At 69.8% G+C, this 15,764-nt stretch carries 13 protein-coding genes; 10 read left to right on the forward strand and 3 right to left on the reverse strand.

The genetic code is table 11. The annotated features are described in order from the left end of the window. Positions 1 to 17: 17 nt before the first annotated feature. Together OXU32_03165 and moeB are read left to right on the forward strand one after the other, a co-directional pair. On the forward strand, positions 18 to 2,258 hold the full coding sequence (locus tag OXU32_03165; protein ID MDE0072969.1) for a DUF2723 domain-containing protein: 2,241 nt from the start codon (positions 18 to 20) through the stop codon (positions 2,256 to 2,258). Positions 2,259 to 2,260: 2 nt separating this feature from the next. Then, positions 2,261 to 3,490, forward strand: coding sequence for a molybdopterin-synthase adenylyltransferase MoeB (gene moeB, locus OXU32_03170; GenBank protein ID MDE0072970.1), 1,230 nt, complete (start codon positions 2,261 to 2,263; stop codon positions 3,488 to 3,490). Positions 3,491 to 3,538: 48 nt separating this feature from the next. Here the strand turns inward: moeB and OXU32_03175 are convergent, their stop codons facing one another. From OXU32_03175 to OXU32_03185, 3 genes are read right to left on the reverse strand one after another with little or no spacing between them, the layout of a single operon-like run. Next, positions 3,539 to 5,707, reverse strand: a complete 2,169-nt coding sequence (locus tag OXU32_03175; protein MDE0072971.1) for a dehydrogenase E1 component subunit alpha/beta — start codon at positions 5,705 to 5,707, stop codon at positions 3,539 to 3,541. Positions 5,708 to 5,765: 58 nt separating this feature from the next. Further along, a complete protein-coding gene (locus OXU32_03180) occupies positions 5,766 to 7,907 on the reverse strand; it encodes a thioredoxin domain-containing protein (protein MDE0072972.1) in 2,142 nt (713 codons plus the stop codon). Next, on the reverse strand, positions 7,904 to 9,328 hold the full coding sequence (locus OXU32_03185) for an amidohydrolase (GenBank protein ID MDE0072973.1): 1,425 nt from the start codon (positions 9,326 to 9,328) through the stop codon (positions 7,904 to 7,906). Before OXU32_03185 ends, OXU32_03180 begins: the two co-directional genes overlap by 4 nt. A gap of 174 nt (positions 9,329 to 9,502) precedes the next feature. Between OXU32_03185 and OXU32_03190 the strand changes: the two genes are divergently transcribed. The 8 genes from OXU32_03190 to OXU32_03225 all read left to right on the forward strand — a co-directional run bounded on the left by OXU32_03190 (position 9,503) and on the right by OXU32_03225 (position 15,761). Beyond that, positions 9,503 to 11,473, forward strand: a complete 1,971-nt coding sequence (locus tag OXU32_03190) for an acetoacetate--CoA ligase (GenBank protein MDE0072974.1) — start codon at positions 9,503 to 9,505, stop codon at positions 11,471 to 11,473. A 141-nt stretch (positions 11,474 to 11,614) separates the two neighbouring features. Beyond that, positions 11,615 to 11,839, forward strand: a complete 225-nt coding sequence (locus OXU32_03195; GenBank protein ID MDE0072975.1) for a hypothetical protein — start codon at positions 11,615 to 11,617, stop codon at positions 11,837 to 11,839. A 28-nt stretch (positions 11,840 to 11,867) separates the two neighbouring features. Next, positions 11,868 to 12,404, forward strand: coding sequence for a hypothetical protein (locus tag OXU32_03200; protein ID MDE0072976.1), 537 nt, complete (start codon positions 11,868 to 11,870; stop codon positions 12,402 to 12,404). Positions 12,405 to 12,510: 106 nt separating this feature from the next. Next, the gene (gene coaE / locus OXU32_03205; protein ID MDE0072977.1) at positions 12,511 to 13,125 is read left to right on the forward strand and encodes a dephospho-CoA kinase; all 615 of its coding nucleotides are present in this window, start codon (positions 12,511 to 12,513) and stop codon (positions 13,123 to 13,125) included. An 8-nt stretch (positions 13,126 to 13,133) separates the two neighbouring features. Further along, positions 13,134 to 13,826, forward strand: coding sequence for a PHP domain-containing protein (locus OXU32_03210; GenBank protein MDE0072978.1), 693 nt, complete (start codon positions 13,134 to 13,136; stop codon positions 13,824 to 13,826). 77 nt (positions 13,827 to 13,903) lie between these two features. Further along, positions 13,904 to 14,863 (forward strand): bifunctional oligoribonuclease/PAP phosphatase NrnA, encoded by a 960-nt coding sequence (locus tag OXU32_03215; protein MDE0072979.1) that lies wholly within the window; start codon positions 13,904 to 13,906, stop codon positions 14,861 to 14,863. Then, positions 14,860 to 15,267, forward strand: a complete 408-nt coding sequence (locus OXU32_03220) for a hypothetical protein (GenBank protein MDE0072980.1) — start codon at positions 14,860 to 14,862, stop codon at positions 15,265 to 15,267. Before OXU32_03215 ends, OXU32_03220 begins: the two co-directional genes overlap by 4 nt. Beyond that, on the forward strand, positions 15,264 to 15,761 hold the full coding sequence (locus OXU32_03225; protein ID MDE0072981.1) for a Fur family transcriptional regulator: 498 nt from the start codon (positions 15,264 to 15,266) through the stop codon (positions 15,759 to 15,761). The genes OXU32_03220 and OXU32_03225 overlap by 4 nt, the downstream gene beginning before the upstream one ends. Positions 15,762 to 15,764 lie beyond the last annotated feature (3 nt).

Here is a 15,764-nt window from a genome sequence, read left to right on the forward strand (position 1 = left end):
ATTCCCGGCCCATTGAGATGAACGAGCACCGCCCGCCCTACCTCGCCGCCGTCATCGCCGCCGCGGCGATCTTCCTCCTGTACGTCGTCACGCTGGCTCCCACCACGGCGTTCTGGGACACGAGCGAGTACATCGCGACCGGATACATCCTCGGGATCCCGCACCCGCCGGGAAACCCCCTCTTCGTGGTGCTGGCGAGAGTGTGGATCGTTCTGCTGTCGCCGCTGGGGCTGCCGGTCGCGGTGCGGGTGAACTTGCTGGCCGCGCTCACTTCCGCCGCGGCGAGCGGGTTCTTCTTCCTGGTGGCCCACCGCATCGCATGGGGGCTGCTGGGCGACCACCGGCGGGCGCTGGTGGGGGCGGCGGCAAGCGCGCTGCTGGGCGCCACGGCGTTCACCGTGTGGAACCAATCCGTGGTCAACGAGAAGGTCTACACGGTCAGCGTGCTGGTGATCGCCGCGGTGACCTGGCTGGCGGTGCGCTGGCGGGACCGGCGCGGCGAACCCGGGAGCGGGCGCCTCCTGCTGGTGGCGGGCTACCTGATGATCCTGGGCTGGTCCAACCACACCATGTCGCTCCTGCCCGTGCCGGCCCTGGGCCTGATGCTGCTCATGACGGCCCCGAGGGTGCTTCTGCGCCGCGACCTGTGGATCCGCGCGCTCCCGCTCGTCGTCGTCGGCCTGTCCTTCAACCTGTTCCTGCCCATTCGGGCCGCCCAGCGCCCGGTGATCAACGAGGGCGACCCGCTTTGCGAGTCCCCCGGGGGGGTCGCGGCCGCGGTGCTTACCGCCGGGAACGCGGGTTGCCCCAGGCTCGCCTCGGTTCTCCAGCGGGACCAGTACGCGCCGCCGCCTCTGACGCAGCGCCAGTCGCCCCTGTCCGCGCAGTTCCAGAACTATTTCCAGTACTTCGACTGGCAGTGGGCGCGCGGGCTGGATCCCTCTCCGGTACCGAGCGGCACGAGGGCTCCCGTCACCGGGGTCTTCCTGGCCCTGGGCCTGTTCGGCCTGCTCGTCATCCGGCGCACCGACAGGCATCTGTTCGCCTACATGGCGACGTTGACGGTGACCGTGACGGTCGCGCTCGTGATCTACCTGAACTTCAAGTACGGCTATTCGCTGGCGCCCGAGATCGCCGACCCGGACCTGCACGAGGTGCGCGAGCGGGACTACTTCTACATCGCCGGGTTCATCGTGTGGGGCGTGCTGGCGGGGATCGGGCTCACCGGCATCTGGCATATGGCCGCGCGTGGGCTGAGGCGGACGAGCCCGGTCACGGGCGGCCGGGTGCGCGTGGCAGGAGCACGGCTGGCGCTGGGGATCGTGACGTTCCTGGCGGCGCTGATCGCGCTGACGCCGCTGGCGGCGAACTGGCGCTGGGCCAGCCGCGCCGGGGACTACGCGGCCCGCGACTGGGCGTACGATCTGCTTCAGAGCGTCGAGCCCTACAGCGTCCTGTTCACCAACGGAGACAACGACACCTTCCCGCTCTGGTATCTCCAGGAGGTGGAGGGAATCCGGAGGGATGTCACCGTCATCGTGGGGCAGTACCTGTTCACGCAGTGGTATCCCCGGCAACTGCAGGAGTTGACCCGGCCGGACCGGCAACGGCCCTTCGAGCCCGACGAGCGCGTGGCCGGCCTGTATCCTGCGCGTGCGATGCCCGGTCGTCCCGTGCTCTCTCTGGCGCCTGCGGACATCGACCAGATCCAGGGAGCCGCCACCCGGCAGGACGCCAACGTTCGCCTGGGACCCGTCGTGGTGCAGTACCCGCGCGGCACCTATCTCGACCGGGGGGACCAGGTGGCGCTGGCGATCATTCGCGACAGCATCGCCGAGCGGCCCGTCTACTTCGCATGGACCGGGGGGATCATCCGCTCGCTGGGCCTGCACGAATTCGGGGTCCGGCAGGGACTCGCGACCCGGCTGGTTCTGCGGGACATCGAGACGGACGAGCGTTTCGTCAGGACCGACGCCGCCCTGGGCGGGGAATGGGTCGATCTGGAGCGCACGCGGCGGCTCTCAAGCGAGGTGATGATGGCCCGCAGCCTCCGCTATCGGGATATCTGGGCCGACCGCACCACTCTGAACATTCCCTACTACTACTTCCACTTCAGCCGCGTGCTGTTCGACCGGGGTTCGGCGGCCGGGCTGCCGGCGGACGAACTGGCTCGGTACCGCGCCGACATGGAAGCGTTCGGCGTCACCATGCAGGGCGGATACCGGGTGATTCCCGAATCGGAGCCCGGAGCCGGATGAGGATGCACGTTTCCGAAGGACAGCGGGGCCGGAACGGTCCCCAGGCGGCGTCGAACCGCCTGTCGCCCCCCGAACTGCTCCGCTACGCCCGGCACCTGGTCCTGCCCGAGGTCGGCCTCTCCGGCCAGCGCAGGCTCAAGTCGGCCCGCGTGCTCGTGGTGGGGGCGGGAGGGCTCGGCTCGCCGGTGGCGCTCTATCTGGCCGCGGCGGGGGTGGGCACGCTCGGGCTCGTGGACTTCGACGAGGTCGACGCGACCAACCTGCAGCGTCAGATCCTGCACGGGGAATCCGACGTGGGGCGGCTGAAGCTCGACTCCGCCCGCGACCGGCTGGCCGAAACCAACCCCCATGTCCAGGTCGTCGCCCATGACGCCAGGCTGAGCGGCGGGAACGCCCGGTCCGTGCTGGCCGACTACGACGTGGTCGTGGACGGCACCGACAACTTCCCGACCCGCTACCTGGTGAACGACGCCTGCGTGATGCTCGGCAAGCCCAACGTGTACGGCTCGGTTCACCGCTGGGAGGGGCAGGTGTCGGTGTTCGCCACCGAGGGCGGTCCCTGCTACCGGTGCCTGTTCCGCGAGCCGCCCCCGCCGGGCCTGGTGCCCAACTGCGCCGAAGGCGGAGTTCTGGGGGTCGTCCCGGGAGTGGTGGGTTCGCTCCAGGCACTCGAAACCGTGAAGCTGATCCTCGGGCAGGGAAGTCCGCTTGCGGGGCGGCTGCTCATCTTCGACGGGCTGGAACTGGAGTGGCGCGAGGTCTCCATCCGGCCCGATCCCGCCTGTCCGGTATGCAGCGACAGCCCCACACAGACCGAACTCATCGACTACGAACTCTTCTGCGGCGTCGAGCCGGAGGCTGAACCCATGACCCATCCCGCGAACGACGAAGGCCGTGAACCGGCGGGACCCGGAGGCATCGACGTACTGGAGGCCAGCGCCCGCCTCGGGGGCGCGGCCCCGCCCTTCCTCCTGGATGTGCGCGAGACCTACGAATGGGACATCTCCAACCTCGCGCTGCAGGGCGCGGTGCTGATTCCCATGGGTGAAGTGGGGGCCCGTCTCGAAGAGATCCCGCGCCAGCGCCAGATCATCGTCCACTGCCGCACCGGCGTCCGCAGCGGGGACGTGGCGAATCAGCTCTGGCGGGCGGGGTACCGCGACGTGCTGAACATGGAGGGGGGGATCAACGCCTGGGCCCGGCAGGTCGATCCCGGGCTCCAGATCTACTGAAGCAGTCGAACCGCGCCTCGTTCCGGGACCAGGTCTGCAGACGGAGCCTCAGAACGCCGCCAGCTCCCGGATCGCCGACACGACATCGGCCACCTGCGGGAGGATGACCTCCTCGAGCTGAGGCGCGTACGCGACCCAGCAGTCCCTGGAGGCGATTCGCCGCACCGGTGCGTCCAGCCACTCGAAGAGTTCGTCGGCGACCCGGGCCGCGATCTCGGCGCCGTAGCCCCACGAGAGCCCGTCCTCGTAGGCCACCAGCACGCGGTTGGTCTTGCGCACCGACGTGGCGACGGCGTCCATGTCGAAGGGCGACAGGCTGCGCAGGTCCACGATCTCCGCCTCGATGCCGTCCCGTTCCGACGCCACGCGGGCCGCGTCCAGACTGCGCTTCACCAGCGCCCCGCAGGTCACGATGGTGAGGTCCGAACCCTCGCGCGCGACGCGCGCCTTCCCGAAGGGGATCATGAAGTCCCTTCCGGGCTCCGCACTCTTGTTGTACACCTGCCGGTACAGGTGCTTGTGCTCCAGGAAGATGACCGGATCGTCGCACCGGATTGCGGTGCGCAGGAGCCCGCTGGCGTCGAGCGCGTTCGAGGGAAGCACGACCCGCAGCCCCGGCGTGTGCGTGAACAGGGAAGCCCCCGTCTGCGAGTGGTAGATGCCTCCGCCCGTGAGATAGCCGCCGAAGGGCACCCGGATGACCACTGGCGCATCGAACGCGCTGTTGGAGCGGTATCGCACCGTGGCCAGCTCGTTGCGGATCTGCATGAACGCCGGCCAGATGTAGTCGAAAAACTGGATCTCGACGACGGGCCTCAGCCCGCGGGCCGCCATCCCGATCGCCCGCCCGACGATGTTGGCCTCGGCGAGCGGCGAGTTGAAGACGCGGTCGCTGCCGAAACGCTTCTGGAGCCCGTGGGTCACCTTGAAGACCCCGCCCTTGCCCGGCACCTGCTCGAGGGCTTCAGCGCGCGAAGCGTCGGCTATGTCCTGACCGAAGACGACGATGCGCGGGTCCCGCTCCATTTCGTCGCCGAGGCAGCGGTTGATGAGGTCGACCATGGTCAGCTTCTTGCTTCCACGGTCGAACTTCGCTGAAGCCTCGGTGTCGAATTCCGGCTTCGTGGGCGGCGCGGTCTCGGAGTACAGGTTCACGAGCGCCCGTTCCGGCGGAGGCTGGGGACGCTCCAGCGCCCGGGCGGCAGCCTCCCGAACCGCGGCATGCGCCTCGGTCTCGATGCGGTCCAGCTGCTCGGCTGTGGCGACCTTGAGGTCAAGCAGCAGTTGCCGGGTGCGGGTCAGGGGATCCTTTTCCTCTTCCGCGAAGCGCTCTTCCACCGTTCGATACGCGCGCTCGTCGTCGGACATCGAGTGCGAGTAGGGCCGGATCGTGAAGGCGTGCACGAGCGCCGGTCCGCGGCCCTGCCGGCAGTGGTGCACCGCGGCGCGGCTCGCCTTGTAGCTGTCGATGACATCGGTGCCGTCGCACTTGGCGATGAACAGATCCGGGAAGGACGATGCCAGCGCCGAGATGCTGCCCCCGGCGGTCTGCACCTCCACCGGCACCGAGATCGCGTAGCCGTTGTCCTCGATCAGAAAGATGACGGGCAGCTTGAGCGTGCAGGCGGTGTTGAGCGCTTCCCAGAACTCGCCTTCGGAGGTGGCGCCCTCTCCGGCCGAGACGAGCACGACTTCGTCCTCCTCCACCTGCCCCACGCGCTTCCGCATTTCCGGCAGTCCGGCGGCCCGGCGGCCGCCTTCGGCGCATCCCACGGCCTGAAGGAACTGCGTTCCGGTCGGAGACGACATGCTCGTGATGTTGAGGCGGGGGTCGCAGAAATGGCACGGCATCTGGCGCCCGCCGGATGCGGGATCGGCCTCGGCGGCCACGGCCTGCAGGAAGTGCTCGTACGGGGTCTGGCCCAGTGCCAGGGAGAGCGACCGGTCGCGGTAATACAGGTAGAACCAGTCGTGAGCGGGCCTCAGGTGGGCGGCCATGGCCACGCCAATGGCCTCGTGGCCGGCGCTCGAGATCTGGAAGAAGGTCTTGTTCTGCCGCTTGAGCGTGATCTCGCGGTCGTCGATGCCGCGCGAGGTCACCATGATGCGGTAGAACTCGATCAGTTGGGTCGAGGTAAGGGCGAGCCCGTCGCCGGGGACCTTTCTGCGGCCGCCGGCGGGTGCGTCGGGTCGTAGCGTTCGGGTGTCAGGCGCCATACCGGAAGATAGCCGGAGCGGGCAACCGGGTCCAACCACCGGCGGCCCGCAACCTCCGTCAGCGCGCTCCCGCGGCGTCGAGCTGGTCGGCCAGCGTGTGGGGATCGGAGACCGGCTTCCGGCAGGTGTACTCGTGGCAGACGTGGGCGCGCGGCGCCCGGTCGCCCCGGTCGCCCGCCGCGAGCCGCCACGGCGCCCGCGGCGTCCTGCCCGCCTCGTCGCCGGTGACCAGCCGGTCGGGCAGGTAGCGGCCGTGCGCCGCCTGCAGCAGCGCTCGAGTGGCGTCGTCGTCGGGGTCGCCCTCGATGACCACTTCCACGCCGGGCCGGTCGAAGGCGTCGGCCACCGTGAGCAGCCTCCCGTACGCGCTGGGGAAGCGCGCTATCGCAGCCGCCTCGCTGGCCAGGACCCGCGCCGCCAGGATGCGAAAGTCCTCGCGGTCCAGCAGGCGGCCCAGGCGCAGCAGCACCTCCGCAGCCAGGGAATTGCCGGCCGGGGTGGCGTTGTCGGTGGCGTCGCGGGGGCGTACCACCAGCGCCTGGTCGGCCCGGTGCGTGTCGAAGAGCAGGCCGCTCGCGCGGTCGAAGAATCCCTCTGCGAGGGCCTCGGCAAGCTCCGTGGCGCGATCGAGCCAGACGGCGCGCAGCGTCGCTTCATGCAGCGCCAGGAAGGCCCCCGCAAGCGACGCGTAGTCCTCCAGAAACCCGCCCACGGGGGAGGGGCGTTCCCTGTGGCTGCGCAGCAGGCGGCCGTCGCGCCGCAGTTCGGCGAGGATGAACTCTCCGGCCTGCTCGGCCGCGCGCACGTATTCGCGCCGTCCCAGGGCCGCGCCGGCTTCCGCCAGCACGCGCATCGCAAACCCGTTCCAGGCCACGATGATCTTCTCGTCGCGGAAGGGCGGTTCGCGCAGCGCCCGGGCTTCGAGCAGAACGGCCGACGCCCGCGCGAGCACGGTGTCGAGTTCGTCGGGCGCGAGCCCCTCCGCCCGCGCCACCGACTCCGGATCGTGGGGGATGTGAAGGATGTTGCGGCCCTCGAAGTTGCCGGCCGGGGTGACGTCGTAGCAGCGCCGGAACAGGCGCGCCGTGGATGGGTCGAGCAGGTCGTCGATCTCCTCCGCCGTCCAGAGATAGAACAGCCCCTCCTCGCCCTCGGAGTCCGCGTCGCGCGCGGAGTAGAAGCCGCCCTCCGGCGAACGCAGGTCGGTGAGCATGTACGCCAGCGTCTTCTCGGTGACCGCCAGGAATTCGGCGTCCCCCGTATACAGATGAGCCTGCAGATACGCACTCGCGAGCAGGGCGTTGTCGTAGAGCATCTTCTCGAAGTGCGGCACCAGCCAGCTCGAGTCGACCGTGTAGCGGTGGAACCCCCCGCCCAGCTGATCGTGGATGCCCCCGCGCGCCATCCTGCGCAGCGTGTGCGTCGCCATCGACAGCAACTGATCGTCCCCCGAACCGCGGTGAACCCGCAGCATGAGTTCCAGCACCAAGGGCTGAGGGAACTTGGGCGCCCGCCCGAAGCCTCCGTTGATCGTGTCGTAGCCGCGGGCGATGTTGCCGCAGGCGGCGCGCGCCAGCCCGGTTCGCGCCTCGAGGTCTTCGGGTGACGCCCGTCCCGCGTCCGGAGGGCTCATGGAGCGCTCCAGCAGCCCGCGCATCCGGCTCGCGGCCTCGCGGACTTCGGCCTTGCGCCCCGTGTAGGCCCGGCCGGCGGCCTCGAGCACCTGGCGGAACGACGGCATGCCGTGGCGGGGCTCCGGCGGGAAGTAGGTCCCCCCGTAGTAGGGCAGGCCCTGCGGGGTCAGGAAAGCGGTGAGCGGCCATCCCCCCTGCCCGGTGATGCTCTGAACCGCGCGCATGTAGATCGCGTCTAGGTCGGGCCGCTCCTCCCGGTCGACCTTGATGTTGACGAAGTGCTCGTTCATGAGCGCGGCCGTCCCGTCGTCCTCGAAGGACTCGCGCTCCATCACGTGGCACCAGTGGCAGGCCGAGTAGCCAATGGAGAGGAGGATGGGCCGGTCCTCGTCGCGCGCCCGGGCCAGCGCTTCGTCGCCCCACGGGTACCATTCCACCGGGTTTCCGGCGTGCTGCAGCAGGTAGGGGCTGGTCTCGCGCCCCAGGCGGTTGCGCGGGCGCCCGCCGGAAGCCGGCGGCGTGTGGTCGGAGGAATCGGGCCGCGCGGATGGTGGCGTGTCGGTCATGGCCGCATCACCTCCAGAACCTGCTCCCGGAAGGCGCGCGCGCGCTCCAGCACTTCCGGCTCACTCACCGTCAGCACCTCGCGGTCGCGCACCACCACGCGTCCGTTCACCAGCACCGTGGCGACATCGCTCCCGCGGGTCGCGTACACCAGGTGCGAGTAGACGTTGTAGAGCGGGGTGAGGCCGGCCCGGCGGGTGTCGATGAGCACCACGTCGGCGCGCTTCCCCGGCTCGAGCGACCCGATCTCGTCGTGCAGCCCGAGGACCCGGGCGCCGCCCATGGTGGCGAGGCGGAACACGGTCTCGGCCGGGAGCGCGGTGGGATCGGCTGCGGCGAACTTGTGGATCTTGGCGGCGGTGTCCATCTCGTCGAAGAGGTCCAGGTCGTTGTTGCTGACCGGCCCGTCGGTACCGATCCCGACCGGAATCCCCGCGGCCAGCGCCTCCACGATCGGAGCCGCCCGCGAAATCCCCAGCTTCATGTTGCTCTCGGGGTTGTGGGCGATGCCCGCCCCGCTGGCCGCGATGTGTCCGATGTCCTCCTCGGAGAGATAGATGGAGTGGGCGAGCACCGTTCCCGGCCGCAGGGCGCCGATGGACTCGAGCGCCTCCACCACCCCCATGCCGGTCAGGCTGCTCACGGTGGCGAACTCCCCCGCGTCCTCGGCGGTGTGGATCTGAAAGGGAGCGCCGTAGTTGTTGGCCAGCCGCACCGCGGCCGCCACGTCCTCGAGCGAGGTCGTATAGAGCGCGTGAGCAGCCACCCCGGGGGTCAATGTGGGATGGTCGCGATAGCGCTCCATGAACTCGGCGGCGTCCGCGAGGGATGCGGCGGGCGACGGAAAGTCCGGGGCGGGGAAGCCGATCACGCTCGGCCCGAGCACGGCGCGGATGCCGGCGTCGATGGTGGCCCTCGCCCCGTCGTCCCGGAAGTAGTACATGTCCGCGAAGGTGGTCGTCCCGCTCCTGAGCATCTCGATGCACGAGAGCAGCGTGCCCCAGTACACGAAGTCGGGGCTCACGAGGGCCGCTTCCGCCGGGAAGATGTGCTCTTCCAGCCAGGTCATCAGCGGCAGGTCGTCGGCGAGTCCCCTGAGGAGCGACATCGCCGCGTGCCCATGCGTGTTCACCAGCCCCGGGATCACGAGGTGTCCGGTTGCGTCGAGCACGGCCACATCGGAGGGTCGGGGATCGCCCGGGGCCAGCAGGCCGGCGATGCGTTCTCCCTCCACGAGCACCGCGCCGCCCTCGAGCACGGTTCCGGCATCGTCCATGACCACCACCGTGCCACCGTCGATCAGAAGCCGCTCATCCGCCTGTGGCACAGAAGAGGCGGTACACGCTGCCGAAGGCACCACGAGCAGCGCCGTCAGGGCGCGAAAGCCGGGCCACCGGCTCCAGCGTTCAGGGGTGACCGTCATTTTGCATTCCATCCTGTACATGTTCTTGTTGTCGCGTTTACGCGATTGCGCATTGCGGTCCTCCGAATCCCGCTTGCCATCATCAGAACCTAAGATATCCGGCAACGCCTCCCTCCGGACAACCACGCCGCACGCCCGCTTCCCTCACCCGGATACCCAGCCTTCACTTCGACGATGACCTCTCCCATCTGGCAACCGACGCGGGAGCGGCGCGAGGCGGCGAACCTCACCGACTTCCGCGCGTTCCTGATCCGGCGAGGACACGATCCCGGCGCGGGCTACGAGGCTCTGTGGCGATGGTCGCTCGCGGACCAGGCGGCCTTCTGGGACGCGTTCTGGGACTGGAGCGGGGTGGTGGGCGACAAGGGCGATGCGATTCTGGAGACGGGACCGGGGCCGATGGACGCCCGGTATTTTCCCGGCGCGCGGCTCAACTTCGCCGAGAACCTGCTTCAGCGCGCCGATGCCGCCCCCGCCGTCATCGCGTACTCGGAAGCCGGGCCGGGGCCGACCCTTTCCTGGGGGGAACTCCGGGATCTGGTGTCGCGCGTGGTCCAGGGGATGGAGGCCGCCGGCGTCCGCCGAGGCGACCGGGTGGCGCTGCTGCTCCCCAACGTGCCGGAGGCGATTGCGGCGGTGCTCGCGGCGGCGAGCCTGGGGGCGATCACCGCCAGCGCATCCCCCGACTTCGGAGTGGACGGCGTGGTGGACCGCTTCGGCCAGATCGCGCCACGCCTACTGATCGGGGTCGACGGCTACCGGTATGGGGGAAAGTGGCATTCCACCCTGGACAGGCTCGCGGAAGTCACGGCCAAGCTTCCATCGGTGGAGCGCGTGGTGGTCGTGCGAGCCCGCCGCGCGAATGGGGCGACGCGTCCGGACCTCGGTCCGCTCCCCGATCTCCCCGGCGCCATCGATTTCCCGGCCTTCATCGCGCCCTTCGAGCCTCGCGAGATCCCCTTCGCGCGGCTCCCCTTCGAGCACCCGCTCTACATCCTGTTCTCCTCGGGGACCACGGGGCCGCCCAAGTGCATCGTCCACAGCGCCGGCGGGGTGCTGCTGCAGCACCTGAAGGAGCAGCGCCTGCACGCCGACGTGAAGGCGGGCGACCGGGTGTTCTACTTCACGACCCTGGGATGGATGATGTGGAACTGGCTCGTCTCCATCCTGGGATCGCGCGCGACGGTGCTCCTGTACGACGGTTCGCCTTCGTTTCCCGGCCACGGCGTCCTCTTCGATTTCGCCGACTGGTCGCGGATGACGCACTTCGGGACCTCCGCGCGCTTCATCACCACGCTGCGCACCGCAGCGGCGCGCCCCCGCGCGAGTCACGGGCTGGACTCGCTTCGCACCGTGCTGTCCACCGGCTCGCCCCTGGATGCGGCTGGCTTTCGGTACATCCACGAGCACGTCAAGCCCGACGTACACCTGGCTTCGGTGTCGGGCGGGACGGACCTGTGCGCCTGCTTCGTCGGCGGGCTGCCGACCCGTCCCGTCTTCGCCGGGGAAATCCAGGGGCCCGCGATGGGGATGGCCGTGGAGGTGTACGACGACGGCGGCCGTCCGCTGGACCGGGGCAAGGGGGAACTGGTGTGCACCCGGCCCTTCCCCTCCATGCCCCTGGGCTTCTGGGGCGACGAAGGCGGCGAGCGCTACCGCGACACCTACTTCCGGCGCTTCCCCGGCGTCTGGCACCACGGCGACTTCATCGAGAGGACCGCGAGCGGCGGATACGTGATTCACGGCCGCTCCGATGCGACCCTGATCGTTGCCGGCGTGCGCATCGGGACCGCGGAGGTGTACCGGGTCGTGGAGGCCTTGCCCGAGGTGCGCGAGGCCATCGCCATCGGCCAGCGCCGCGCGGAGGGCACGCGCATGGTCCTCTTCGTTCGCCTGCGCGCGGGGCACGCGCTCGACGAGGGTCTTCGCGACCGGATGCGAGCCCGGCTGCGCAAGCGCGCAAGCCCGCGCCACGTCCCGGCGGTGATCCTGGAGGTGCCCGACATTCCGCGCACCCGGAGCGGAAAGATCGTGGAGCTGGCCGTCAGAGCCGTGGTCCACGGCGAGGCGGTCCGCAATCGCCAGGCGCTGGCGAACCCGGAGGCGCTGGAGCATTTCAGGGATCGGCCCGAGCTCACCGGCTGAAACGCCGGTGCGCGTCCGGCTCCCTCCGCCATCTGCGGTCTGTCGTCACAGCGGCGCGGCGATCGACTAGATTGGAGTCGTGCGCCGACCAACCCGCCCGCGGAGAAGCGATACGCCTTGGGGATCTACCGGAGTTTCGTCATGCTGGCGCTGCGCCGCCCCTCCGTGATTCCCGCGCTTCTGGGAGCGGGTTGGGCCTTTCGGCGCCGCGGCTGGTACCGGAAGCCCCCGTTTCTTCCGCTTCCCTCGGCTTCGTTCCTGCGCTGGAGGCTGGATACGGCCTACGGCGATCCCGGGGCCCGTCCCCCGGCGGACGAGGCCGAGCGGTTCCTGCGCTGGGCGGCGCGCATGCGGCGAGGCCGGTGAAGGCAGGCGGGCCGGCCTGGCGGGCGCCGTGAGCAAACGCGCGCGCATCCTGATCGCCGTGGTCACCGTGCTGATCGCGGTGGCGCTGGTTTCCTCCACGGTCGGACGGGCCATCTACGCCGGCCGCACCCCCGGGCTCGGCTCCTTCGCCGCCGTGCACTTCGCCGGGTATCTCTTCTTCCTGCTGATGCCGGTCGAGGCGCTCGTCCCCTACTATCAGACGGAGGGACACCCGGGCGGCGTGCTCGTCCTGCTGGCAGTCACGACCGCGCTGGCGGCCCAGGCCATCGACTACGGCATCGGCCGCGCCGTCGGGACCGGGATCCTGGAGGATCTCCTGGGACGCAAGCGCTACGCGAAGTTCAGCGGCCTCATCGCCCGGTGGGGCGGCTGGGCGATTCTCACCTTCAACCTGTTTCCGCTCTCGTCTCCCAACATGCTCCTGGTAGCCGGCATGTCGCGCTTCGGCGCGATCCGCGCGCTCGCCCTGAGCGCCGCTGGCCTCGTCGCCAAGTACGTCGCCATCGTCTACCTGTTCGATGCCCTGGGGGGAGAAGCCGGGTGAGCGGATTTCTGCCGTCGCGCTGCGCGTGCGCGGATGCTCGCGCCTGGCCACACCCGACCATCGTCCCGAGTCGCTGCCGGGGGTTACGCCGACCCGAAGGGCGCCCGTGCTGAGCGTCGCGGTCACCGGAAACATCGCATCCGGCAAGTCGACCGTGTTGAGGGCCTGGGCGCGGGCGGGCGTGCCGGTGATCAGCGCGGACGATCTCGCGCGCGAGGTGGTGGAGGCGGGGACGGACGGGCTGCGGGAAGTCGTGCGCGTCTTCGGAGAGGAGGTGCTGGGGCCGGACGGACAACTGGACCGGGCCCGGCTGCGCGACCGGGTGTTCCGCGACGAAGATGCCCGGCGCAAGCTGGAATCGATCCTGCATCCCCGCATTCGGGAGTCGCATGAAGGATGGCTGCGCGAGCAGCGGCGCCAGGGGGTGGAACTGGTCGCGGCCGAAATCCCGCTGCTCTTCGAGACCGGCTATGCTCGTGGGGTGGACGTTGCTATCGTAGTCGCCGCGCCGCGGGCCGTTCGCCTCGAACGCCTTGGGCGCCTGCGGGGCCTCGACGCGGAGGAGGCGGCCAGAATCATGAGCACCCAGGCGGACGCGGCCGAGACAGGCGCGATGGCGGATCACGTGATCCCCAACGACGGCACCCCGGCCGACCTCGAGTTGCGCGCGCTGGAGCTCCTGGCCCGGTTGAGGGCGCGGATTCGCCGGGAGCGCGGTTAGCAATGCCGGTGAACGGCCTTCTTCGCATCGACATGCACCTGCACACGCACGCGTCCTGGGACTGCCTCAGCGACCCGGAGAAGGTGCTCGAGAAGGCTCTCGCCAGAGGCCTGGATCGCATAGCCATCACCGACCACGACCGAATCTGGGCCGCGCGCGAGATGGCGCGCCGCTACCCGGACCGGATCATCCCCGGCGAAGAGGTGAAGACCGCGGAGGGCATCGATGTGATCGGTCTCTATCTCGAGGAGGAAATCGCAGGGGGGACGCCCGCCAGGGAGGTGTGCGCACGCGTCCGGGAGCAGGGCGGACTCGTGTATCTGCCCCACCCGTACGCCCGCGGCAAGGGCGGCTCGGGGCGCTACGCGGAAGAGCTGGCCGACCACGCCGACATCATCGAGGTCTTCAACGCCCGTCTGCATGACCCGGCGCTCAACCAGGCCGCGGCCGATCTGGCGGATCGCCGCAGGCTGCCCGGTGGAGCCGGATCGGACGCCCACACCTTGTGGGAGGTGGGCAGAGCCCGCGTGGAGCTCCCGGCCCATCCCAACCGGCCCGACGCCTTCCTGGAGGCGCTGGGTTCCGCCCGCGTCTCCGGGGCCGCCTCTCCGCACGTTGTGCACCTGGCTTCAACGTTCGCCAAGGTCGCCAGGCGGGTGGCGAGACCCGGAAGACCCGCAACAGGCGCCCGCGCCGACTGACAGGCTTTCAGCGACCAGTTCCCCGACCCGGCATGCGATACCACACCCCTTCCCATCGGCAGGAACAGGCCCGGCGAATGGCGTCCCGCCTGGCCCGCGCGAACAGCATCGTGCTCACGACCCACATGAACCCGGATGCCGACGGAGCCGGATCGGCAGTCGCGCTGCTCGCGTGGTTGCGCGACCGGGGCGCCGAAGGCTGGTTCGTGCCGCCGACGCCGCTTCCGGAGCGCTACCGATTCCTGCTTCCCGAGCAGGATTGGCACCTCCCCGCGAGGTCCGCCGACGCCGCGCGGGCGTGCGCGGCTGCGGACCTGGTCGTGGTGGTGGACGCCGGAGACCTGCGCCGCCTGGGCCGGGTGAAGCCGATGGTCGAAGGGCGGCCCACGGTGGTGATCGACCACCACACCACGCCCGTCCGCCCCATCCCCGGCGACCGCCTGGTCGACACCGGAGCATGCGCAACCGCGGAACTGGTGTACGACATCCTGATGGCCGCGGGAGCGCGCTGGACGCCGGCCATCGACAACGCGCTCTACACCGCCATCGTCGACGACACGGGGTCCTTCGCCTACAGCAACGTCACCCCCGACACCCATCTGCTGGCGGCCGAACTGGTGCAGCGGGGCGTCGATGTGGTCGGGATCCACCGGCAGCTCTTCGAGTCGATGGACGTGCGGCGGCTCAAGCTGCTGCGGGAGTGCCTGGGAGAGTTGCGGGCCGAGGACGGCCTGTCCTGGATCACGGTGCCCGACCAGGCCTATCGTGACCTGAAGGCCACAGGCGACGACCTGGAGGGGCTCGTGAACTATCCCCGGGCCATCAAGGGGGTGGAGGTCGCGATGTTGTTCCGCACTACGAACGACGGCGCGACCAAGGTGTCGTTCCGTTCCAACGGGGCGGTCGACGTGGACGGGATCGCCCGCAGCTTCGGGGGTGGCGGCCACGCCAAGGCGGCAGGGGCGCTGGTGTCACGCCCCCTGGAGGAAGTGCGCGCCGACGTCGTGAACGCCGCCCGCGCCCTGGTGCGGGAATGAGCGACCCGGGGGTCCCCGAAGGGCTGGCCACGACCCTCGCCCTGGTGCGCAGCCGCCTCGGCGCGGACTCCATCGATCGTCTCTGGATCTTCCCCCCGATGACCCGGGGGCGGCGCGAGCGCGGGCTGGTTGCGATAAGTTGCTTTGCTGGAGAGGAGCGTCGCCGATTGTTCACGGCCGCCTACCAGGCCAGGAGGCGTGGCCTCGACCTCGGCGTGGACCCCGAGTTCGTCGAGCAGGGCCTGGCTCCCGTGGATTCGCTTGCGCGCGTGATGGCCGGGGTCGTCCGGCGCGAATCGCTCCAGCTCGGAGATCCGCGCGAGATCGTTATCGGGGGCGACGCTGCGGCGCTGGACGGTCTTGTGGCTGAACTTGAGGAGCGCGTCAGGGTCCAAGGATTATGAAGACGACGGCAGCCCACCCCTTCGTTCGCCTGTTTGGCCGTTATCTGCGCGACCAGGGTTTCCCAATGACCCAGCAGCGCGCGTCCGTCGCCGACGTGGTGTTCGGTTCCGACGAGCACCTCTCGGTGGAGGAGATCGAAGGCTGTCTGCGCGCTCGGGGCGAGCGCATCGGCAAGGCCACCATCTATCGCACGCTCGATCTGTTGGTGCGCTCCAAGCTGGTCGACGAGCACGACTTCGGGGAAGGCTTCAAGCGCTACGAACATCGCCTGTCGCGCCAGCCGGTGCACGAGCATCTCATCTGCCTGTCGTGCGGCAAGGTCACCGAGTTCCACTCGCGCGAGATCGTGCGGCTGGAGGCGCGGGTGGCGCGCGAGCACGGCTTTCGGCCCTCCCGCCACAAGCTCGAGATCTACGGCCTGTGCGCCGATTGCCGGCAGTCGGGAGCGAGGCTCGACGATGAAGGGCTGACCTGCCCCATCGAGACCATCTGAACG

The sequence above is a fragment of the Gammaproteobacteria bacterium genome, from assembly GCA_028819075.1.
In the GTDB taxonomy this organism is placed as follows: domain Bacteria; phylum Gemmatimonadota; class Gemmatimonadetes; order Longimicrobiales; family Gaopeijiaceae; genus BD2-11.